Raw genomic sequence first — 22,332 nt, 5'->3', positions numbered from 1 at the left:
CCCTACCCCAATCGTCGGGGGACGTCACGTGGTACGCACGACGAGCTCGCGTCCGGGTGGTGCCGTCGCGCCGCTTGCTGCGTGACGTACGTCACGCCGCGCCGTGAAATTCCGGGGAAGCGTTCCCCGTTTAACCGTACGATGAGCGATACGGGGAATCTCTCCCCGCATTCATACAGGCCTCGCACAAACTCGCACGGAAGGGAGCCCGCAGCCATGACCGCGACCATGGTCACGCACCGCAAGCACCGGCTGCGGGCGGACGCGTCCCGCAACCGCGAGCGCATCGTCGCCGCCGCGCGTGAAGCGCTCGTCGAGCACGGTCCCGACATCCCGCTCGACGAGATCGCCCGGCGTGCGGGCGTCGGCAACGCGACGCTCTACCGGAACTTCGCCGACCGCCGCGATCTGCTCCGCACCATCGTCCTGTCGGTGATGGAGCGCACCACGCAACAGGCGCAGGCGGCGCTCGCCGAGGAGCCGGACGGCTTCGCGGCGCTGCAACGCTTCGTGCACCGTGCCGCGGACGAGCGCATCGGCGCGCTCTGCCCGCTGCTCTCCGGGGCGTTCGAGGCCGACGACCCCGAACTCCTCGCCGTACGCGACCACTTGACGCGGGCGGCCGGGGCCGTCGTGGCGGCGGCGCATCGCTCCGGGCGGCTGCGGGCCGACGTGGCGCTCGGCGACGTGATGGTGATGATCTCCCAGCTCACCCGGCCACTGCCCGGCACGGGATGTTTCGACATCGACCAGTTCGTCCACCGTCATCTGCAGCTATTCCTCGACGGGCTGCGGGCGCCGGGGCGGTCCGCACTGCCGGGGACCCCCACCACGCTCGAGGACCTGCAACGGAAGTCCTGATCAGTCCCAACCTTCACTTCGGTCCCGGCCTTCACTTGGCCTCAGCCTTCACTTCGGCCCCGACCTTCACTTCAGACCCTGATCCTGACCTACTTCAGACCTGACCCGCACTTCACTCCTGCTCCCTCACCCCTCTCGCCCCCTCCTGAGTTGCTCCTGAACCCCCTTCGGCCCGGTCTTGTCTCCTTCCCGGCCCTTGATTCCGGCGGAATTTCCGCTTGTTTCCGCATAACCCTGCATATCCACGTATCGACTTCTCGCACACCTAGGTGGTCACTCCCATGCCTGCGACCGACAATCCGCAGCTCGACCCGAAGCGCTGGAAGGCGCTTGCTTTCATCGCCATAGCCCAGTTGATGGTCGTGCTCGACGCGACCATCGTGAACATCGCCCTGCCGTCGGCCCAAAGAGACCTCGGCATATCCGACGGCAACCGGCAGTGGGTGATCACCGCCTACACGCTGGCCTTCGGCGGACTGCTGCTCTTCGGCGGCCGCATCGCCGACATGGTGGGCCGCAAGCGCACCTTCATTACCGGCCTGCTGGGCTTCGCCGGTGCCTCCGCGCTCGGCGGTGCCGCCGTCAACACCGGGATGCTGCTCGGCGCGCGGGCGCTGCAGGGCGCGTTCGGCGCCCTGCTCGCACCGGCCGCGCTCTCCCTCCTGGCCGTGACCTTCACCGAGGCCAGGGAACGCGCCAAGGCGTTCGGCATCTACGGTGCGATCGCGGGCGGTGGCGGTGCCATCGGCCTCATCCTCGGCGGCGTGCTCACCGAGTACCTCAACTGGCGCTGGGCCCTGTACGTCAACGTCATCTTCGCCGTCGTCGCGGTGGCCGGTGCCATCACCGTCATCCGTGAGCCCGCGGAAGGCCGTAACCGCGGCCGCCTCGACATCCCCGGCGTGGTGCTCGCCACCGCCGGACTCGTCTCCCTTGTCTACGGCTTCACCCGGGCCGAGTCCGACGGCTGGGGCGCGCAGGTGACCATCGGCCTGTTCGTGGCCGCTGCCGTACTGCTCGCGGCCTTCGCGCTCGTCGAGTCCAAGGTCAAGGCGCCCCTGCTGCCGCTGCGCGTCGTGACCGAGCGGAACCGCGGCGGCGTCTACGCCTCGCTCGGCCTCGCCGTCATCGGCATGTTCGGGCTCTTCCTCTTCCTCACCTACTACCTGCAGGTGGTCAAGGGCTACAGCCCGGTCGTCAGCGGTGTGGCGTTCCTGCCGATGGTCGCGGGCATGATCACCGGCTCGACGCAGATCGGTGCCCGGCTCATGACGCGGGTGCGGCCGCGGCTGCTGATGGGCCCTGGCTTCGTCGTGGCGGCGCTTGGCATGCTGATGCTCACGCAGCTCAAGGTCGACAGCAGCTACGTCGCGCTGATCCTGCCCGCCCAGATCCTGCTGGGCCTCGGCATGGGTACGGCGTTCATGCCGGCGATGAGCCTGTCGACCCACGGCGTCCAGCCGCGTGACGCCGGTGTGGCCTCCGCGATGGTCAACACCTCGCAGCAGGTGGGCGGTTCGATCGGCACCGCGCTGCTGAACACCATCGCCGCTAGCGCCACTACCGGGTGGGCCGCTGCGCGCCTGGCGGGGGCACGGTCCGCCGCCGAGCTGCAGCAGCTCAAGCTGCAGGCGATGGTGCACGGCTACTCCGTCGCCATCTGGTGGGCGGTCGGCATCCTCGCGGTCGCCGCGGTGATCGCGACGGTGTTCATCAACACCGGGCACCAGGGCGGCACGACCGTCGCCTCCGGCTCCGGCCAGGACGAGATCGAGGAGATCGCCGTCCCGGTGATCGCGCACTGAGCCACGCACTCAGCCACACGCCGAGCGTCACCGTCCCGGCTCGTCGGGTCCCGCCTCGTCACGGGGGAGGCGGGACCCGACGTCATTTTTGAAGCTTCAAGCGGCCTACTCTGGAGATATGAGGGAACCGCGGTGGCTCGATGCGGAGCAGCAGCAGACCTGGCGTGCCTACATGGCCGCCAGCCAGCTGCTCTCCGACCACATCGACCGCCAGCTGCAACGCGACGCCGGCATGCCGCACGTCTACTACATGCTGCTCGTCTGGCTGTCGGAGTCGCCGAACCGCCGGATGCGGATGACCGACCTCGCCGAACGCTCCAAGATCACCCGCAGCCGGCTCTCGCACGCGATCTCCCGGCTGGAGAAGGACGGCTGGCTGCGCCGTGAGGAGTGCCCCACGGACCGTCGCGGCCAGGTTGCGGTCCTCACCGACGAGGGCTTCGCCGCATTGGAGAAGGCTGCGCCCGGACACGTGGAGGCGGTGCGCAGCGCGGTCTTCGACCGGCTCGACGATGATCAGGTGCGGGCGCTCGGCGAGATCATGCGTACGGTCGCCGAGGGGCTCGCCCCCAGGACGGGCGCCGGAGCCGACGTACCGTGGCTGCGGTGAGGCCGTACCGGCTGCCGTAGAACGCGGCGTACGCACGCGAGTTGAGCGCACGAGAGCCGGCGGCACGGTGATCGCCGGACGCACCGCTGGGTGATCGCCGCGTGATCGCCGGGTGATTGCCGGCCGGCGAGGCAACCGTTTCCCGCGAAGCCTGCGTCTTCGCTGCACAGAGAGGCAGACAGGCGGCAGAGCGAACCGGCCCGCCAGCATACTGCAAGATCATAAAAATCCGCGGTCGACTTGGGAATTCTGTCCGGATTCCAGTCGTTGTTTCTTCCAGAGTGGGCACGCTGAGTCCACCGACCGATTACCGATACATGATGACGCGACCGAACCACGCAGAGGGAGCACGCATGGCAACCCGTGCCGTAGCCCGCCGTCAGACCGACGGGCCCAGCAGTGTTCGCGGCAACGGCGCCGAGGTGACCGACCGCGATCTGGTCGGCATGTACCTTGACGAGATCGCGCGCACACCGCTCCTCGACGCGGCGCAGGAGGTCGAGCTTTCCAGGGACATCGAGGCCGGGGTCTTCGCCGAGCATCTGCTCGAAGAGGGAGAGACGGCCGCTGGGGCGAGCGAGACCGAGCTGCGGGCCATCGTCGAGCGCGGCGCCCGCGCGAAGGACGTCTTCATCCGCTCGAACCTGCGCCTCGTCGTCGCGGTCGCTCGCCGTTACCCGCGCAGTGGCCTGCCGCTTCTGGACCTGATCCAGGAGGGCAACGCCGGCCTGGTCAGGGCGGTGGAGAAGTTCGACTATGCCAAGGGCTTCAAGTTCTCCACCTACGCGACCTGGTGGATCCGCCAGGCCATCACCCGTTCCATAGCCGACCAGTCGCGCACCATCCGGCTGCCCGTCCACCTCGTCGAGGAGCTCGGACGGATCCGCCGGGTGCAGCGCGAGTTCAACCGTGAGCACGGGCGCGATCCGGAGCCCGCGGAGATCGCGGCCGAGCTCGATGCCTCGCCCGAGCGCATCGCCGACGTCCTTGACTGGGCTCGTGACCCGGTGAGCCTCAACATGTCGGTGGACGACGAGGGCGAGACCCAGTTCGGCGATCTCGTCGAGGACACCTCGGCGGCGTCGCCCGAGGACTCGGTGCTGGTCATGCTGCGGCGCGAGGAACTGGAGGAGCTGATCGGCCGCCTCGACGGGCGCACCGCCTCCATCATCCGCGCCCGTTACGGGATGGAGGACGGACGGGAGCGCACGCTGACCGAGGTCGGCAAGCAGCATGGTCTCACCCGGGAGCGCATCCGCCAGATCGAGAAGCACGCGCTGGCGGACCTGAAGAAGATGGCCCGTGACACGGGTCTGGCGTACGAGGCCGCTTAGCAGGCAATTGCAGGACCGACAGACCGACAGACCGAGAGGGAGAGCCCCGGCGCATCGCTCGCGCCGGGGCTTGTTTCATGCCCGTTTCTCTTTGTTTTCTTCCGCTCTCACCGTAGTATAGCGACGGAACAACAAACTCGGGCATGAACGGACTCGCTCAGACATCATGTACGCCCCGGAGCGCCAGCAAGAGATCCTGCGACGGGCCCGCGACCGCGGGCGTGTCGACGTCCCCTCGCTCGCCGAGGAGTTCGACGTCACGGCCGAGACCGTCCGCCGCGACCTCAAGGCGCTCGACCGGGCCGGGCTGATCCGCAGGGTCCACGGCGGGGCCATCCCCGCCGGCCGCCTCGACTTCGAGCCGGACCTGGAGACCCGCGACACGGTGGCGGCCGCCGAGAAGGACCGCATCGCACGCGCCGCCCTCTCCGAGCTCCCCACCGAGGGCTCGGTGATCATCGATGCGGGCACCACCTCCGCCCGGCTCGCCGCAGCGCTCCCGCTCGACACCCGGCTCACCGTCGTCACCCACGCCCTGCCGATCGCGGCCCGCCTCGCCGAATACCCAGACCTCACCCTCCACCTCGTCGGCGGCAGGCTGCGCCACCGCACGCGTGCCGCCGTCGATGCGTGGGCGCTGCGTGCATACGGCGAGATCAGCGCGGACGTCCTTTTCCTCGCCGCCAACGGCTTCTCACCCGAGCACGGCCTGACCACCCCCGACCTCGCTGAGGCAGCGGTGAAGCGGGCCATGATCTCCGCCGCGCGCCGGGTGGTCCTCCTCGCGGACTCCGCCAAGTACGGACAGCAGCACTTCGCCCGCTTCGGTGAGCTGTCCGGCGTCGATCTGCTCATCACGGACGGGGGGCTCGCGCCCGAGTGCGTCCGCGCCATCGAGGCGCACGGCACGGAGGTGGTGTGCGCGTGATCGTCACCGTCACCCCCAACCCCAGCCTGGACCGCACTTACGAGATCCCGGCACTGGAGCGCGGCGCGGTTGTACGGGCCGCCGGTGACCGTGTGGACCCCGGAGGCAAGGGCGTCAACGTCTCGCGCGCGGTCGCCGCCGCGGGGCACCGCACCGTCGCCGTGCTCCCGCTCGGGGGCCCGGTCGGCGCGCTGCTCGCCGAGCTCCTCGCCGCGCACGGCATCGAGGTCGAGGGGGTGCCGGTGGCCGGTCCGACCCGCGCCAACATGTCCCTCGTCGAACCCGACGGCACCCTCACCAAGGTGAATGCGCCGGGCCCCGAGCTGACCCCGGCCGAATCGGAGGCGCTGCTCGAAGCGGTGCGGGCGCGCTCGGTCGGCGCCGACTGGATCGCGTGCTGCGGCAGCCTCCCTCGCGGACTGCCCCCCGAGTGGTACGCCGAGCTCGTCGCCCGTACGCACCGGGCCGGCGCCCGGATAGCGCTCGACACCTCGGGGCCTTCGCTGCTCGCCGCACTGCGTGAGGGCCCCGACGTCGTCAAGCCCAACGCCGAGGAGCTCGCGGAGGCCGTCGGACGCCCGCTCGCCACCGTCGGCGATGCCGTCAAGGCGGCCGAGGAGCTGCGCACCATGGGTGCCGGGGCGGTCCTCGCCAGCCTCGGCGCCGACGGGCAACTGCTCGTCGACGCCACCGGCACCTATTACGCCAGCGCCGAGGTCGCCACCGTCCGCAGCAATGTGGGTGCCGGCGACGCGTCGCTCGCCGGTTTCCTCACCGCAGGCGGCACGGGCGAGGCGGCGCTCGCCTCGGCGGTGGCGCACGGCGCGGCCACCGTCCAGCTACCCGGCAGCGTGATGCCGACCCCCGCGGACCTCGACCCGGCCGCGGTGATCACGACCCTCGATGTACCGAACGACCGTCCCCTCAAAGAGCCGGTTTGGACCGGCGCTTCGCCCGCCAGCAAGGGAGCCGCGTGATGAGCGAGTTCACCACCTTGATCACCGCGGACCTGGTCGACCTAGACCTGGCCGCCGACACCAAGGAAGCGGCGGCGCGGTCGCTTGCCGAGCGCATGGTCGAGGCGGGCCGGGTCACCGACCTCGACGGCTTCCTCGCCGACGTCGCCGCCCGGGAGGCGCAGATGCCCACCGGCCTCGACGGCGGCATAGGCATACCCCACTGCCGCAGCGCGCACGTCACCGCGCCGACTCTGGCCTTCGGGCGCAGCGCGCAGGGCATCGACTTCGGCGCCGCCGACGGCCCGGCCGACCTGGTCTTCCTGATCGCCGCTCCGGCGGGCGCGGACGACGACCACCTGTCGATCCTGTCGACCCTCGCGCGGCATCTGATGGACCCGGAGTTCACCGGCGCGCTGCGGGCGGCGCAGGACGCGGCCGGCGCGGCCGCCCTCATCCGCGGCGACGCGCCGCAGGCGGAGGAGGGCGCGCAGGCCGCGGCGGAGGCGGAGGCAGGGCCGGAGGCAGAGGCGGAGGCGGAGGCCACGGCCGAGCCCGGACCCGGACCGGGACCCGAGCCGGCGCCGGCCTTCCGTGTCGTGGCGGTCACCTCCTGCCCGACGGGCATCGCCCACACCTACATGGCCGCCGAATCCCTGCAGCGGGCCGCCGCCGCGCAGGGTGTCGAACTGGTCGTGGAGACCCAGGGCTCGGCCGGCTACGACAAGCTTCCGCGCGCCGCCATCGCCGCTGCCGACGCGGTGATCCTCGCGCACGACGTCGAGGTGCGTGACAAGGAGCGCTTCGCGGGCAAGCCCGTGGTCGACGTCGGTGTGAAGGCGGCCATCAACCGCCCGCAGGAGCTGATCGACGAGGCCCGCGGCAAGGCGGAGCGCGGTGAGGTCGCCGACAAGGCCGCTGCCCCGTCGTCCCCCATGGACCGTGCGGCCGACGAGCCGACCGACCACTTCGGCACCAAACTGCGCAAGTGGCTGATGACCGGCGTCAGTTACATGGTCCCGTTCGTCGCCGCGGGTGGTCTGCTCATCGCCATCGCCTTTGCCCTCGGCGGCTACGAGGTCAAGTCGGCGCCGTCGGTCATGCAGCACTTCATATGGACCGAGACCGGCAGCTGGGCGGCGCTGCTCTTCCAGATCGGTGGCGTCGCCTTCGGATTCCTGGTGCCGGTCCTCGCCGGATACATCGCCTACGGGATGGCCGACAGGCCGGGGCTGGTCCCCGGTTTCGTCGGCGGTGCGATCGCACTCACCATCAACGCGGGCTTCCTCGGCGGCCTCGTCGCCGGTCTCATCGCGGGCGCGGTGGTGATGGGGATCCAACGGTTCCGTATCCCGGCCGTGCTGCGCGGCATCATGCCGGTGGTGGTGATCCCGCTGATCTCCTCGGCGATCGTCGGATTCCTCATGTTTGTGGTCATCGGCAAGCCCATCGCATCCGCGCAGAAGGGCATGACCGACTGGCTGAACGGCCTCACCGGGACCAACGCCATCATCCTCGGGATCATCCTCGGCTTGATGATGTGCTTCGACCTGGGCGGACCGGTCAACAAGGTTGCGTACGCCTTCGCGACGGGCGGTATCGCCGTCGCCGACCCGACCCCGGGCAGCCTGAAGATCATGGCCGCGGTGATGGCCGCCGGCATGGTCCCGCCGATCGGGATGGCTTTGGCCACGACGGTGCGCGGCAGGCTGTTCACCAAGGCGGAACGGGAGAACGGCAAGGCAGCCTGGGTGCTCGGCGCCTCGTTCATCACCGAGGGCGCGATTCCCTTCGCTGCGGCCGATCCGCTGCGGGTGATCCCGTCCGCGATGGCCGGCGGTGCGGTCACCGGCGCGCTGTCGATGGCCTTCGAGTGCACCCTGCGCGCCCCGCACGGCGGCATCTTCGTCGTCCCGCTCATCGGGAATCCGCTGCTCTACCTGATCGCCATCGTGGCAGGTGCGGCGGTGACCTGCGCGCTGGTCGTGGTGCTCAAGAGCGCGCGCAAGGCGCCGCAGCCCGAGCCATCCGCCGCGGAAGCGGCCGACCCGGAGCCGAAGGTCGCCGTGGCCGCGTGAGGCGTGACGCCTGACGCCTGACGCACGAGGCGTGAGGCGTGAGGCGTGACGCGTGACCGGGCGGCCGGGGGCGTTGCCTACCCTTGGAGGTATGAGCAGCGCCCCCGACTCCGTTCCCGGTGAACCACGGCCGAAGCCGCGCCCGAAGCCTTCGGCCGGATTGATCTTCGACGACCCGTTCGACCGCCCGTCGTCCGACGACACGGACGAGGCCTGGGGCGATCGGCCGCCCGCTCAGAGCAGCGTTGCTGACCTGGCACGTTTCCTCGATGAAAAGCCTCCGCACCACATCTGAGCCGCACAGTCCCGGCTGAAAGAACGATCCGGCTTATGGCCATCCGGCGCCGCCCGGTTCCTTGGTGTCTCCGTAGCTTCGTGGATCTCGCCGCACATCACCGGCTTCCACAGACGGACCAGTCACCTGCTACAGAGGTGCCGATCGCCGCAGGCAGCGCCGCAGCGGCAGCCGTCCTCGGCGGCGCCGGCTACGTCGTGGTGCGCCGCAAGGCGGGCACCAGCTCTGACACCGGCCCTGAACGAGCAGAGGGCGGGCCTCCCGACAGCAGGCCCGCCGTGGCTCGTCAACGGGCAGATCCGGGCAGGGCTCAGTGCCCGTCGCTGGGGCCGCGCTGGTCGACCAGGGTGGTGCCGGGGCCGCGCTGGTGGACCAGTGCGTCGCGGATCTCGCGGAGCAGCGCGATCTCCTCGGCCTCCGCCTCGGCCGCGGCCTGCTGCCCGGCCTCCTGATTCTGCTTTGCGGCGCGCCGCGCCAGGAAGCGGGCCATCGGCGCGACCATGAGGAAGTAGACGACGGCCGCGGTGATCAGGAAGTTGAGCGCGGAGCTCAGCACCGACCCCCACAAGATGTACACGCCGTGGGTGACCTTGCCGCCGGAGATCGTGCAGGGGCCCTTGAGGCAGGACGTGTAGTTGACCAGGTTCTGGGTGCCGAACGCACCGACCACCGGACTGATCACGCCGTTGACCACGGAGTTCACGATGCTGGTGAACGCCGCACCGACGACGACCGCAACGGCCAGGTCGACGACGTTGCCACGCATCAGGAACTGCCTGAAGCCGCTCAACAGGCTCCCGTTCTCCGGCTTCTTCTCACTTACCGCATCGCTCACCGGTGGTTCCTCTCGTTCCGCACGGCTTCGCAACCTACGGCACAGCGGGGCAGGGCTTCCAGTCGATCGCTGGGCGTGGCGTGCGTGCCGCAGAACGGTCAGGTGCGCATGGATACGAGATGCGGAACGGCTGTGGCCAGCGCAGCGGCCGTACCCGCCAAGCCGGCCGTCAACCATCGTCGCCTGCGCCGCAGCATCCGACGGAGACGGCCGCCTGTGCCGTCTGCCCGGATCGGCGGGAAGAGCGGGACTCCGCAGCCGGCGGCGGGCGGTGCGAGCGGTGCCGGCTGCGCGGGGCTGGCCTGCTGGGACATGACGATCTCCACTCCGGGTTCGGTCCGGGGACTGACCGCTCCACCATCCCGCGTCCCGCGCCACCGCGCGTGAGCCTGTGGACAACGCACGCGTTGTGGAAAACCACGTCACCCCAGCGGGTGACCCCGCGCCCGCCGCAGGCGCCTCACCCCAGGTCGAGCCCGGTGTCCAGACCGCCGAGCGCACGCGTGCACAGGCAGTCGCGCTCGTCCGTCTCGGGCAGCCGCCCGACGACGTCGAAGAGCACCGTCCGCAGCCGGTCGACGTTGGCCGCGAAGACCGTCAGTACCTCCTCGTGCGAGACGCCCTCACCTGCGACCACGCCCGCGTCGAGATCGGTGACCAGGGTCAGCGACGTGTAGCAGAGCTCCAGCTCACGGGCGAGCACCGCCTCCGGATGCCCCGTCATACCGACGACCGACCAGCCCTGCGCCTCGTGCCAGCGGGACTCCGCGCGGGTCGAGAAACGCGGACCTTCGATGACCACGAGCGTCCCGTGGTCCACCGGCTCCCAACCGCTCGCCCGTGCCGTCTCCACGGCCACGCGCCGACCGACCGAGCAGTACGGGTCGGCGAACGCGACGTGCACGACGTTCGGCACCTGGCCGTCCGCCCGCGCCTCGCCGTCGTAGTACGTCTGCTCACGCGCCTTCGTACGGTCGACGATCTGATCGGGGATGAGCAGCGTGCCAGGCCCGTACTCGGGCCGCAGCCCGCCCACCGCGCAGGGGCCGAGGACCTGCCGGACGCCGACGGAGCGCAGCGCCCACAGATTGGCGCGGTAGTTGATGCGATGCGGCGGCAGGTGGTGTTTGCGGCCGTGCCGCGGGAGGAAGGCGACGCGACGCCCGGCCACCTCGCCGATGAACAGAGAGTCGCTCGGCGGTCCGTAGGGCGTCTCGACTGTGATTTCCGTCACGTCGTCGAGAAACGAATACAAACCGGACCCGCCGATGACCCCTATGTCGGCCTGGTGGCCGCCGCTGTGAACCATGCGGCCACCCTACCGACGTACGCCGCGCCGGTTCAGGCAGCGGGCGTGCTGGCGGTGGAGGAGCCGCTGGTCGAGGAGGAGCCCGCACCGGATCCGGCGGTCGAGGTGGAGCTCGATCCGTTGCCCGACGCCTTGCTCTCCGAACCGCTGCCGCCGCTATCGCCGCCGTTGCTGCTGCTCTTCGCCGCCGTGCTGCTGCCCGACGACCCGTTGCGGCTGTCGGTCCGGTAGAAGCCGGAGCCCTTGAAGACGACGCCGACCGCAGAGAAGACCTTGCGCAGGCGGCCGTTGCAGCTCGGGCACACGGTGAGCGCCTCGTCGGTGAACTTCTGCACCGCTTCGAGGCCCTCGCCGCACTCGGTGCACTGGTACTGGTAGGTCGGCACTTGCTCCTCCTGGCACTCTCACTCAATGAGTGCTAACGACGCTCAATAGTGCAGCATTCCGCCGCTTCAGTCCACTGAGACCAGCATCCGGTCAGGGTGGGCATCACCACGTACCGCGACCACGCTCGCCCGCCGTGGCGCCAGATACCCGCGCAGCGCCACCATGGCCACCAGTGCCAGGGACGTCCCCGCCAGCGGCACCAGGAAGCCGGCGCTCGGGCCGACGGCGTCGGCCAGCTGCCCCGACACCGTCGCCGCGCCCGCCTGGCCCAGCGCCACCGCGCCGGTCATCCATGTGAACGCCTCGGTGCGCGCCGAGGCCGGGACGAGCGTTTCGACCAGCGTGTAGCCAGTGATCAGGCAGGGTGCGATGCACAGCCCCACCACCAGCCCGAGCGCGCCGAGCAGCGGCACGTCGTGCACCGCCCACAGCGTGGAGCAGGCCATCGTGAGCAGCGGATACGCCACGAGCAGCCGCCGCCGTGGCGCCGCTCGCCAGGCGATCGCGCCGCAGACCACGCCCGCGAGCATGTTTCCGGCCGCGAACACCCCGTACAGCGCCCCGTTGATGCCGGGCTGGCCGATCGCGTTGGTGAAGGCGGTCAGCGAGACCTGCATGCCGCCGAAGACCGAGCCGATGCCGAGGAAGGCAGCCGCCAGCACGCGCACGCCCGGGACGGTCAGGGCCGAGGCGTGCGGCTCGCGGTGTGCGGCCGCCGCGTGGCGGCTCGGCACCGGCGCGGTGCTGCGCTGCGCCGCGAAGAACAGGCCGCCCAGCAGCGTCAGCGCGGACTCGGCGAGCAGCCCGGCGGACGGGTGGACGGAGGTGCACAGCGCGGTGGCGAGCACCGGGCCGATGACGAAGGTGAGCTCGTCCGTCACGGATTCGAACGCCGCGGCGGTCGCCATCAGCGGCGACTTCTCGAGGCGGGCCGCCCAGCGGGCCCGCACCATCGGGCCGACCTGCGGCAGCGACGCGCCGACGGGCACCGCGGCGGCGAAGAGCGCCCACAGCGGGGCGTGAGCCAGCGCGAGGGCGGTCAGCAGTGCGCCGGAAGCGGCGTGCACCAGGACGCCGGGTACCAGGACGGCGCCCTGTCCGAAACGGTCCGCCAGCTTGCCGCTCTGCGGGCCGAACAGCGCCACCGAGACCCCGGTGACGGCGGCGACGGCGCCCGCGGTGCCGTACGAGCCCGTGGTGTGCTCGACGAGCAGCACGATGCCGATCGTGAGCATGGCGAACGGCTGGCGCGCCGCGAAACCGGGAAGCAGGAACGTCCATGCGCCGGGCGTGCGCAGCAGCTGCCGGTAGCCGACGGATTGCGTGTGCGTGGTGGTGCTCGTGACCGTGGATCCCACGGCCGGGCCTTTCTGCCGCCTGGTAGCGCGCCATCGACCCGTGCCCGGTGTGACGCGCCGAGAGCTGTCCTCTCGCGCCGAACCGCGGTAGATACCGAGGTCCGCACCAAGGGGTGGCAGGGGGACCGCGGCCGCCGTGCGGTCGCGCCAGCTCTGCATCAGGCAGAGTTGGGGGTGTACAACGCCCCATATGTTACCGGTACGTGCTTCCAGCTTTTACACAGGTACGAACCAGTACACGGCCAGTACACAGGTACGGACCGGTACACAGGTAAGGGCCGGACGGACCGGGCCCGGTCGGCTGCCTTGCCATTCGGGTGTTTTCGGGTGTTATCGGTGCGTATGGTCGTCGTGCTCGCCCAGCCAGCCGGCGAGCTTGCCGCCGCTGCCCACCGCCCGCAGCCGCCGCTCGGTCGCATCCCGCACCGGATCCGTCGCCACCACCAGCAACTCGTCGCCGCGCATCAGCACCGTTGCCGGACCGGGCACGAAGCTCTTCCCTTCCCGTACGACCAGGGTGACCGCAGCGCCCTTCGGCAGCCGCAGCTCGCCGATCTCGACGCCGTGCATCCGCGACCGCGGAGGTATCGACACCGACAGCAGATGCCCGCTCAGCCTTTCCAGCGGCGCCGATTCGATCCCCAGGTCTGCCGCGCCCTCCGGGTCGCCGAGGGAGAGCCGCCTGGCCAGCCACGGCAGTGTGGGCCCCTGGAGCAGGGTGAAGACGATCACCAGCACGAAGACGATGTTGAACACCCGGCGGCTCTCGGTGACTTGGGCGACCATCGGAATCGTCGCCAGCACGATGGGCACCGCACCGCGCAGCCCCGCCCAGGACAGCAGGACCTGCTCCCGCCATGGCGTGCGGAACGGCGTCATCGTCGCCACCACCGACATTGGCCTGGCCACCACCGTCAGCGCCGCCCCGATGATCAGCGCGGGTATGAGGTCGTCCCCCAGCTCACGCGGGTTCACCAGCAGCCCGAGCAGGACGAACATGCCGATCTGCGCCAGCCATGCCAGCCCTTCCGCGAAGCCTCGGGTGGCCGGCCGGTGCGGCAGCGCCGCGTTCCCCAGGACCACCGCCGCGAGGTAGACGGCGAGGAAGCCGCTGCCGTGGGCGATCGCCCCGCCGGCGTACGCCAGCACGGCGAGCGCCATCACCGCTATCGGGTACAGGCCCGAGGCGGGCAGCGCCACCTGCTTGAGCGCGAGGGCACCGAGTTTGCCGACCGCGATCCCGACCGCCGCGCCGATCGCCAGCTCCAGGATGATCTTCCCGATCAGGACGTACCAGTGCTCCACGGGCCCGGCGGCGCTGAAGGCGACGACGAGGATGACGACGGGCGCGTCGTTGAAACCCGACTCCGCCTCCAGCACCCCCGTGAGCCGGGCGGGCAGCGGAACCTTCCGCAGTACGGAGAAGACGGCTGCGGCGTCGGTCGAGGAGACGACGGCGCCGATGATCAGAGCCTGCCGCCACTCCAGGCCGACGAGATAGTGTGCCGCGGCGGCGGTGATGCCGACGCTGAGGGCGACCCCCGCGGTCGCCAGCACGGCCGCCGCCGGCACGGCCGGCTTGACCTGGTTCCACTTGGTGCCGATGCCGCCCTCGGCGAGGATCACCACCAGCGCCGCGTACCCCAACACCTGCGTCAACTGCGCGTCGTTGAAGTGGACGCCTATGCCGTCCTGTCCGATCGCGACGCCTATGCCCAGATAGAGCAGCAGGCTGGGAAGCCCGCTGCGTGACGACATGCGTACTGCCGCCACGGCGACGAGCAGCACGAGGGCCGAGACGAGCAGGACTTCGTTCAGGTGTGCGACAGACAGGGCCGGACCTTCCGTAGCTGGGCCGGTGGACGGCCCACATGTGAACTGATCTGAACTGACGTACGGCGCGAACAGCGTGACCAGGCGGTGCAGTTGCTTCGGCCGACTCCGTCGTCGGGTCACCGCGAGTTGGTTGCCTTGCCTAACATTTTACCGGTACTTGGCATTCCGGGGGACCGGGTGCGGAGCGCAAGGGGAAGCCCCATAAGGTTGCTGCCAGCACTCCGGTCCACCCTGCCCCGCGAAGGACAGCGATGCCCGCCAGTACCCCCGCCACGCCGGCGAAGAAGAAGGGCCGTCGTACGCGCCTCGTCGTGATCACGGTCGTGTTCCTGCTCGTGGCGAGCATCGGCTACGGGTCGTACTGGGGCGTAAGTACGGTCCGCGGTTCCTTCCCGCAGACCACCGGCACGCTGAAGCTGCCCGGCCTCGGCGGCCAGGCCGAGGTCGACCGCGACAACCAGGGCATCCCGCAGATCTACGCCGACAACACGGCGGACCTCTTCCGCGCCCAGGGCTATGTCCAGGCGCAGGACCGCTTCTACCAGATGGACATCAGCCGCCACTTCACGGCCGGCACGCTCTCCGAGATGTTCGGGTCGGGGCAGGTGGAGAACGACGCGTTCCTGCGCACCCTCGGGCTGCGCCGCGTCGCCCAGCAGGAGTGGGACAGCAAGCTGTCGGAGTCGACCAAGGCGGTCCTGCAGGCGTACTCCGACGGTGTGAACGCCTATCTGCAGACCCACCACGGGGCCGCGCTCTCCGTCGAGTACACCTCGCTCGGCCTGGACAACGACTACACCCCCCAGCCGTGGACACCGGTGGACTCGCTCTCCTGGCTGAAGTCGTTCGCCTGGACCGAGCGCAGCAACATGCAGGACGAGCTGGACCGCGCCCTGATGACCGCCAGGCTCACGCCGGACCAGATCGCGCAGCTCTATCCGCCCTACCCGTACTCAAGCAGCCAGCCGGTCGTCTCCGGCGGCACGGTCTCGGCGGACGGACAGACCTACACCCCGCCCTCCGGGTCCGCCTCCGCCTCGGCCACCGCGACGCAGCCGTCGACCGCCCTGAACTACGCGAGCAGTCAGCTGGCCGCCGTAGCCAAGACCATCAGCGGCATGCCCGGCCCGCTCGGTCCGGCCGGCAGCGGAGTCGGCTCCAACGCATGGGTGGTCTCGGGCTCGTACACCACCACGGGGAAGCCGCTGCTGGCCAACGATCCCCACCTGGGCCCGCAGATGCCCTCCGTCTGGTATCAGATGGGGCTGCACTGCCGCACGGTGAGCGCCTCCTGCCCGTACGACGTCACCGGCTTCACCGCCCCCGGCATGCCCGGTGTCCTCATCGGCCACAACCAGTCCGTCTCCTGGGGAATGACCGAGATGGGCGCGGACACCAGCGACCTGTATCTGGAGAAGGTCACCGACGGCACCTACCTCTACGACGGCAAGCAACTTCCGCTCACCACCCGCCAGGAGACCATCGACGTCGCGGGCGGCCGGTCCCGCACGATCACCGTACGGACGACGAACAACGGCCCGCTCGTCTCCGACGTCAGCGACCAGTACACCAAGGTCGGCCAGGAGGCGCCGGTGAGCGATCCGGCGCCTGACCGGAGGAACGGCTACGCGGTCGCCCTTCGCTGGACCGCGCTCACCCCCGGCAGGACGATGGACGCCGTGCTCGGGATCGACCGGGCCACCGACGTCACCCAACTTCAAGACGCCGCACGCGACTTCGCCGCCCCCGCGCAGAACCTCGTGTACGCCGACACCAGCGGCAACATCGGCTACCAGGCGCTCGGCCAGATCCCCGTCCGCAAGGGCGACGGGATGTATCCCGCTCCCGGGTGGGACGCGGCGTACCGCTGGACCGGCGACATCCCGTTCTCCGCCCTGCCGTGGGAGAAGAACCCCAAGCAGGGCTACATCGTCACCGCCAACCAGGCCGTCACCGACAAGAACTACCCGTACCAGCTGAGCTCCGACTGGGGATACGGCGCGCGCAGCCAGCGCATCACCGACCTCATCCAATCGAAGATCGCAGGCGGCGGCAAGATCTCCATGGACGACATGCAGTCCATGCAGATGGACAACAGCAGTGAGATCGCCGAGCTGCTCGTGCCCTATCTGCTCAAGATCAACGTCACGGATCCCTACGTCCGCCAGGCTCAGCAGCTGCTGGAGGGCTGGGACTTCACACAGAGCGACGACTCGGCGTCCGCCGCGTACTTCAACGCGGTCTGGCGCAACCTGCTGCAGCTCGCGTTCGGCAACAAGCTGCCCAAGGAGCTGCGGCCGCGCGGCCAGTGCCTGCGCGTCCAGCCGGTGGATTCCACCGGCCCGGTCGACAACCTCAACGGCGGGTCGAACCTCGTCACCGAGTGCGGCGAGGCCAACCCGACCGACGCCCAGCCCGACGGCAGCGACCGCTGGTTCGAGGTGGTGCGCAACCTCCTCCCCGACGCCAACAGCCCCTGGTGGAACACCTCGACGCTGCCCACCTCCAAGCCCACCGACCGCGACCAGCTGCTGCTCAAGGCGCTCACCGACGCCCGCTTCGAGCTCACCGCCAAGCTCGGCAAGGACATCAGCACCTGGACCTGGGGCCGGCTGCACGAGCTGGAGCTGCGCAACTCCGCCCTCGGTGACACCGGCTCGTCGCTCACCAAGGTGCTGCTCAACCGCGGGCCGTACCAGATGAGCGGCGGCGCGGCGGCGGTCGACGCCACCGGCTGGAGCGCGGCCGCCGGATACGACACCGTCTGGGTGCCTTCGTTCCGGATGGTGGTCAACCTCGCCGACTTCGACAAGTCGCGGTGGATCAACCTCACCGGTGCGTCCGGCCACGCGTACAGCGCGCACTACTCGGACCAGACCAGCATGTGGGCCGCCGGGCAGATGCTGCCGTGGGCCTACAGCCGGGGTGATGTGAGCGGGGCGACGAAGGACAAGCTGACGCTCACGCCGTGATCGTCACCGGGACGTCACGGGGCGGCGAACCGCCGCACGCCCGCCGGGGTGATCACCGCACGCACGGGGTGGTCGTGGGGCTCCACCGGGACCCGCGCGACCACCTCGTTCGCGTAGAGCAGCACCACGAGCGCCGGCCGCGCCCCGGCCTTCGCGAGGCGTTCGAGTACACGGTCGTACGAGCCGCCGCCGCGTCCCAGCCGCATCCCGCGCGCGTCCACCGCGAGGCCGGGGAGCAGGACGACGTCCGCCGCCACCACCGCCTCGGGGCCGAGGCGCGGACCGTCCGGCTCCAGCAGACCGCGCCCGGCGGGCGCGAGCGAGTCCGGCCCTTCGTAGACCGCCCAGTCCAGATCGTTGTCGGGCAGGAGGACGGGCAGCAGGACGCGTGTGCCGCGTGTGTGCAGCACGTCGAGCAGATCCCGGGTCCCGGGCTCCGCGCCGACCGACACATAGGCGGCGACCGCCGAGGCCGAGGCCAGCTCCGGCAGCTCGAGCGCGTGCCGGGCCAGCGCCCGCGCCGCCGCCGAGCGCTCATCTGCCGGCAACCCGCGCCTCACCCGCAGGAGTTCCGCTCGCAACGTGCCCTTGGTGTCCTGGTCGTCCACGCTGTCTGCCCTTCCCGCCCCGTCGGCACCTCCCGGCACCTCCCGGCACCTCCCAGCACCTCATAAGTCGTACATACTGATATACGGCTGTACGGGATGATTTCACCTTCCGCACACGCACAGCGGCTATCGTGCCGAGCATGACTCATGTACGCCGTCGGATCAGCAAGGCCGTCATCCCCGCCGCGGGCCTGGGAACCCGGTTCCTGCCCGCCACCAAGGCCACGCCCAAGGAGATGCTGCCGGTCGTCGACAAGCCGGCGATCCAGTATGTGGTCGAGGAGGCCGTCGCGGCAGGCCTCACCGACGTGCTCATGGTCACCGGACGCAACAAGCGCCCGCTGGAGGATCACTTCGACCGCAACTACGAGCTCGAAGAGGCTCTCACCCGCCGGGGCGACGAATCCCGGCTTGCCCGCGTGCAGGAGTCCAGCGACCTCGCCACCATGCACTACGTCCGCCAGCGGGATCCTCGCGGCCTCGGCCACGCCGTGCTCTGCGCGCAGCCGCACGTCGGGGAGGAACCGTTCGCGGTCCTCCTCGGCGACGATCTGATCGACCCGCGCGATCCGCTGCTGACCCGCATGATCGAGGTCCAGGAACGTTTCGGCGGCAGCGTGATCGCCCTCATGGAGGTCGACCCGGACCACATCCACCTCTACGGCTGCGCCGCCGTCCAGCCCATAGCGAGCCCGATGGCGGACGGCGGCGACGACGTCGTGCGCGTCACCGACCTCGTCGAGAAGCCGGCCGCCGCGGACGCGCCCTCCTCCTACGCCGTGATCGGCCGCTACGTGCTCGACGCCGGGATCTTCGACGTGCTCAAGCAGACCCCGCCCGGCCGCGGCGGCGAGATCCAGCTCACCGACGCCCTCCGCGACCTCGCCCAGCAGGGCGCCCACGGCGGCCCGGTGCACGGGGTCCTCTTCCACGGACGCCGTTACGACACCGGCGACCGCGGTGATTATCTTCGTGCGATCGTACGACTGGCATGCGAACGTGAGGACCTGGGACCCGACTTCCGGTCCTGGCTTCGCCGTTACGTCACGGAGGACATGCAAGAGTGAGCACCACCCCCGATCATGCCGAGCGCGACCGCATCTGGACGGTCGACGAGCACCTCGACGACATCCTGCGCAACCTCACCCCGCTCGACCCGGCGGACCTGCCCATCCTCGACGCCCATGGGTGCGTGCTCGCCGAGGACGTCACCGTCCCCGTCGCCCTGCCGCCGTTCGACAACAGCTCCATGGACGGCTACGCCGTCCGCACCGCCGACGTCGCAGGCGCCACCGGGGACGCGCCGCGCGTCCTGACGGTGATCGGCGACGTCCACGCCGGCCTCGGCGAGCTGCCCACCGTCCGCCCCGGCGAAGCCGCCCGCATCATGACCGGCGCCCCGCTCCCGCCCGGCGCCGACGCCGTCGTCCCCGTCGAATGGACCGACGCCGGCAGCGGCGCGGGCCCCGCCATCGCGATGCGCGCCCATAGCGCCGACCCCTCCGGCGCCACCGGTGAGGTCCGCGTCCACCGTCCTGTCGAGCCCGGCGGCCACGTGCGCGCCCGCGGCAGCGACGTCACCGAAGGAGAGCTCGCGCTCGCCGCTGGAACGCTGCTCGGCCCCCCGCAGATCGGCCTGCTCGCCGCCGTCGGACGCGCCCGGGTCCGGGTGCGCCCGCGCCCCCGCGTCGTCGTGATCTCCACCGGCAGCGAACTCGTCCCGCCCGGTGAGCAGCTCACCCCCGGCCGCATCCACGACTCCAACAGCTATGCGCTCGTCGCCGCCGCCCGCGACGCCGGTGCCGACGCCCGCCGCGTCGACGCGGTCGCCGACGAGGTGGCCTCCCTGCGCGCCGTCGTCGCCCAGCAGCTCAGCGGCGCGGACATCGTCGTCACCAGCGGCGGCGTCAGCGTCGGCGCGTACGATGTCGTCAAGGAGGCGCTCGGCGGCGAGGACGGCATGCAGTTCCGCAAGCTCGCGATGCAGCCGGGCAAACCCCAGGGGTTCGGCCTCATCGGGCCCGGGCGCACACCGCTGTTCGGCCTGCCCGGCAACCCGGTCAGCTCCTACGTCTCCTTCGAGCTCTTCGTACGGCCCGCGATCCGCGCCCTGATGGGCATCGAACCGGCGCGGCGCGAGACCGTAAGGGCTCGGTGCACCGGCGAGATCACCCATTCGCCCAAGGGGCGGCGCCAGTTCCTGCGCGGCCGCTACGACCCCGAGGGCGGCACTGTCGCCCCTGTCGGCGGCTCCGGCTCCCACCTGGTGAAGGCGCTCGCGCACGCCGACGCCCTGATCGTCGTCCCCGAGGACGTCACGGACGTCACACCCGGCACGGACGTCGAGGTCATCCTGCTCACCTAGGTGTCCGTGCCTGCCGGTACGGTGTCTGCCCAAAGGCGGTGTCTGCCTGAAGAAGCTGACCGGGAGAACCATGAGCAGCCCACCGGAGCCGCAGCGGAACCTGACCCACCTCGACGAGGCGGGCGCGGCACGCATGGTCGACGTCTCTGCCAAGGACGTCACCGCGCGCACCGCCACCGCCTCGGGACGCGTGCTCGTCTCCCCGCGCGTCGTAGAGCTGTTGCGGGGCGGGGGCGTCCCCAAGGGCGATGCCCTCGCCACCGCCCGCATCGCCGGGATCATGGGTGCCAAACGGACCCCCGACCTCGTCCCGCTGTGCCACCCGCTCGCCGTCTCCGGCGTCGCGGTCGACCTCGCCGTCACGGACGACGCGGTCGAGATCACCGCCACCGTCAAGACCACCGACCGTACCGGCGTGGAGATGGAGGCGCTCACGGCCGTCTCCGTCGCCGCCCTCACCGTCGTCGACATGGTCAAGGCGGTCGACAAGGCCGCCGTCATCACCGATGTCAGGGTCGAGACGAAGACCGGCGGCAAGTCCGGAGACTGGTCGCGCCCGGCGGACGACGCCGGGCAGGAAGGCGGCAGCGCATGACGACCTATCGCGCTCTCGCCGTCACCGCCTCCAACCGTGCGGCGGCCGGCGTCTACGAGGACCGCGGCGGCCCGCTCCTCGTCGAGGCCCTGCGCGAACTCGGCTTCGCGGTCGACGGACCGCGCGTCGTGCCCGACGGCGACCCCGTCGAGCAAGCCCTGCGTGAGGCAGTCGCCGCCTTCTACGACGTCGTCCTCACCACCGGCGGCACCGGGATCTCGCCCACCGACCGCACCCCTGAGGCCACCCGCCGCGTCATCGACTACGAGATCCCCGGCCTCGCCGAGGCGATCCGGGCCGCAGGCCGCGACAAGGTGCCGACGGCCGCGCTCTCACGTGGCATCGCGGGTGTCGCCGGGAGCACCCTGGTGGTGAACCTCCCCGGGTCGACCGGTGGCGTGCGGGACGGGCTCGCCGTCCTCCGCCCGATCCTGACGCACGCCGTCGACCAGATCCGCGGTGGTGACCACCCCGACTCAGGGAGACCCAGCTGAACGAATCCTGGCCTGCTGTACTGGTGGACGGCGAGATCACACTGCGCCCGATAAGGATGCGCGACCAGCGCGCCTGGCGTGAAGTCAACCGCCGTAACCGGGACTGGCTGCGCCCTTGGGAGGCCACCGTCCCCCCGGCGCCGCCGGGCCGCCTCGTCCAGCGGCCGACGTACCGCCAGATGGTCCGGCACCTGCGGCGCGAGGCGGGCGCCGGCCGGATGATGCCGTTCGTCATCGAGTACCAGGGGCGCCTTGTCGGCCAGTTGACGGTGGCCGGCATCACGTGGGGGTCGATGTGCTCGGCGCACATCGGCTACTGGGTGGACGAGGCCGTGGCGGGACGCGGTGTCGTGCCGACCGCCGTCGCGCTCGCCGTCGACCACTGCTTCCGCACGGTCGGACTCCACCGGATCGAGGTGTGCATCCGGCCGGAGAACGCGCCGAGCCTTCGCGTCGTGGAAAAGCTGGGGTTCAGGGAGGAAGGGCTGCGTCCTCGGTACCTTCACATTGATGGGGCGTGGCGTGACCATTGTGTGTTCGCGCTCACTGCCGATGAGGTGCCGGAGGGATTGCTCTCCCGCTGGCACAGGGCGAAGCCGGGCGCAGCCCAGAAATGAAATATCTGTTCGAAATACTGCATTTGCTGTCGGCTGATCGCAACAATCGCAAGAAAAGTTCGGCATATCAGCCAGATCGTGCGACACAC

The 22,332-nt window shown here is 70.5% G+C and carries 20 protein-coding genes; 14 read left to right on the top strand and 6 right to left on the bottom strand.

What is annotated here, in order from left to right:
- Positions 1 to 216 precede the first annotated feature (216 nt).
- The 8 genes from NGB36_RS08310 (at position 217) to NGB36_RS08270 (ending at position 8,867) form a co-directional block, all read left to right on the top strand.
- Positions 217 to 861: a TetR/AcrR family transcriptional regulator gene (locus NGB36_RS08310; RefSeq protein WP_255919499.1), complete on the top strand. Its 645-nt coding sequence runs from the start codon at positions 217 to 219 to the stop codon at positions 859 to 861.
- A gap of 281 nt (positions 862 to 1,142) precedes the next feature.
- Complete coding sequence (locus NGB36_RS08305; protein WP_255919498.1) at positions 1,143 to 2,666, top strand: MFS transporter; 1,524 nt, start codon at positions 1,143 to 1,145, stop codon at positions 2,664 to 2,666.
- Positions 2,667 to 2,784: 118 nt separating this feature from the next.
- Complete coding sequence (locus NGB36_RS08300; protein WP_255919497.1) at positions 2,785 to 3,276, top strand: MarR family winged helix-turn-helix transcriptional regulator; 492 nt, start codon at positions 2,785 to 2,787, stop codon at positions 3,274 to 3,276.
- 353 nt (positions 3,277 to 3,629) lie between these two features.
- Positions 3,630 to 4,610: a sigma-70 family RNA polymerase sigma factor gene (locus tag NGB36_RS08295; RefSeq protein WP_255919496.1), complete on the top strand. Its 981-nt coding sequence runs from the start codon at positions 3,630 to 3,632 to the stop codon at positions 4,608 to 4,610.
- Positions 4,611 to 4,776: 166 nt separating this feature from the next.
- A complete protein-coding gene (locus NGB36_RS08285; RefSeq protein WP_269469937.1) occupies positions 4,777 to 5,538 on the top strand; it encodes a DeoR/GlpR family DNA-binding transcription regulator in 762 nt (253 codons plus the stop codon).
- Positions 5,535 to 6,515, top strand: a complete 981-nt coding sequence (gene pfkB / locus NGB36_RS08280; RefSeq protein WP_255919495.1) for a 1-phosphofructokinase — start codon at positions 5,535 to 5,537, stop codon at positions 6,513 to 6,515. The genes NGB36_RS08285 and pfkB overlap by 4 nt, the downstream gene beginning before the upstream one ends.
- Entirely contained in the window at positions 6,515 to 8,572 is a 2,058-nt protein-coding gene (locus tag NGB36_RS08275; RefSeq protein ID WP_255919494.1) for a PTS fructose transporter subunit IIABC, read from the top strand. Before pfkB ends, NGB36_RS08275 begins: the two co-directional genes overlap by 1 nt.
- A 91-nt stretch (positions 8,573 to 8,663) precedes the next feature.
- Positions 8,664 to 8,867, top strand: coding sequence for a hypothetical protein (locus tag NGB36_RS08270; protein ID WP_255919493.1), 204 nt, complete (start codon positions 8,664 to 8,666; stop codon positions 8,865 to 8,867).
- A gap of 310 nt (positions 8,868 to 9,177) precedes the next feature.
- Here the strand turns inward: NGB36_RS08270 and mscL are convergent, their stop codons facing one another.
- The 5 genes from mscL to NGB36_RS08245 form a co-directional block, all read right to left on the bottom strand.
- Positions 9,178 to 9,702: a large conductance mechanosensitive channel protein MscL gene (mscL, locus tag NGB36_RS08265; RefSeq protein WP_308288816.1), complete on the bottom strand. Its 525-nt coding sequence runs from the start codon at positions 9,700 to 9,702 to the stop codon at positions 9,178 to 9,180.
- A gap of 460 nt (positions 9,703 to 10,162) precedes the next feature.
- Positions 10,163 to 11,011 carry an S-methyl-5'-thioadenosine phosphorylase gene (locus NGB36_RS08260; protein ID WP_255919492.1) on the bottom strand — a complete coding sequence of 283 codons (849 nt, stop codon included), beginning with the start codon at positions 11,009 to 11,011 and terminating at the stop codon, positions 10,163 to 10,165.
- Between the two features lie 32 nt (positions 11,012 to 11,043).
- Positions 11,044 to 11,397 (bottom strand): FmdB family zinc ribbon protein, encoded by a 354-nt coding sequence (locus NGB36_RS08255; protein ID WP_255919491.1) that lies wholly within the window; start codon positions 11,395 to 11,397, stop codon positions 11,044 to 11,046.
- Between the two features lie 66 nt (positions 11,398 to 11,463).
- Positions 11,464 to 12,756, bottom strand: a complete 1,293-nt coding sequence (locus tag NGB36_RS08250) for an MFS transporter (protein WP_255919490.1) — start codon at positions 12,754 to 12,756, stop codon at positions 11,464 to 11,466.
- Positions 12,757 to 13,086: 330 nt separating this feature from the next.
- Positions 13,087 to 14,589, bottom strand: coding sequence for a potassium/proton antiporter (locus tag NGB36_RS08245; RefSeq protein ID WP_255919643.1), 1,503 nt, complete (start codon positions 14,587 to 14,589; stop codon positions 13,087 to 13,089).
- 254 nt (positions 14,590 to 14,843) lie between these two features.
- Here NGB36_RS08245 and NGB36_RS08240 point away from each other — a divergent pair, with 254 nt between their 5' ends.
- Positions 14,844 to 17,564, top strand: coding sequence for a penicillin acylase family protein (locus tag NGB36_RS08240; RefSeq protein WP_255919489.1), 2,721 nt, complete (start codon positions 14,844 to 14,846; stop codon positions 17,562 to 17,564).
- A 14-nt stretch (positions 17,565 to 17,578) separates the two neighbouring features.
- Here NGB36_RS08240 and NGB36_RS08235 read toward each other — a convergent pair whose 3' ends face one another.
- On the bottom strand, positions 17,579 to 18,172 hold the full coding sequence (locus tag NGB36_RS08235) for a 5-formyltetrahydrofolate cyclo-ligase (protein ID WP_255919488.1): 594 nt from the start codon (positions 18,170 to 18,172) through the stop codon (positions 17,579 to 17,581).
- Positions 18,173 to 18,312: 140 nt separating this feature from the next.
- Here NGB36_RS08235 and galU point away from each other — a divergent pair, with 140 nt between their 5' ends.
- From galU to NGB36_RS08210, 5 genes are all read left to right on the top strand, one after another.
- Complete coding sequence (gene galU / locus NGB36_RS08230; protein WP_255919487.1) at positions 18,313 to 19,239, top strand: UTP--glucose-1-phosphate uridylyltransferase GalU; 927 nt, start codon at positions 18,313 to 18,315, stop codon at positions 19,237 to 19,239.
- The gene (glp, locus tag NGB36_RS08225) at positions 19,236 to 20,537 is read left to right on the top strand and encodes a molybdotransferase-like divisome protein Glp (RefSeq protein WP_255919486.1); all 1,302 of its coding nucleotides are present in this window, start codon (positions 19,236 to 19,238) and stop codon (positions 20,535 to 20,537) included. Before galU ends, glp begins: the two co-directional genes overlap by 4 nt.
- Before the next feature lie 70 nt (positions 20,538 to 20,607).
- Positions 20,608 to 21,132 carry a cyclic pyranopterin monophosphate synthase MoaC gene (gene moaC / locus NGB36_RS08220; RefSeq protein ID WP_255919485.1) on the top strand — a complete coding sequence of 175 codons (525 nt, stop codon included), beginning with the start codon at positions 20,608 to 20,610 and terminating at the stop codon, positions 21,130 to 21,132.
- Entirely contained in the window at positions 21,129 to 21,626 is a 498-nt protein-coding gene (locus NGB36_RS08215; protein ID WP_255919484.1) for a MogA/MoaB family molybdenum cofactor biosynthesis protein, read from the top strand. Before moaC ends, NGB36_RS08215 begins: the two co-directional genes overlap by 4 nt.
- Before the next feature lie 56 nt (positions 21,627 to 21,682).
- A complete protein-coding gene (locus NGB36_RS08210; RefSeq protein WP_372509392.1) occupies positions 21,683 to 22,243 on the top strand; it encodes a GNAT family N-acetyltransferase in 561 nt (186 codons plus the stop codon).
- Positions 22,244 to 22,332 lie beyond the last annotated feature (89 nt).

It is taken from the genome of Streptomyces humicola, from assembly GCF_024436035.1.
GTDB lineage: Bacteria > Actinomycetota > Actinomycetes > Streptomycetales > Streptomycetaceae > Streptantibioticus_B > Streptantibioticus_B humicola.
The sequence above is the reverse complement of the archived record's forward strand: the minus strand, read 5'-3'. Positions and strand labels throughout refer to the sequence as shown.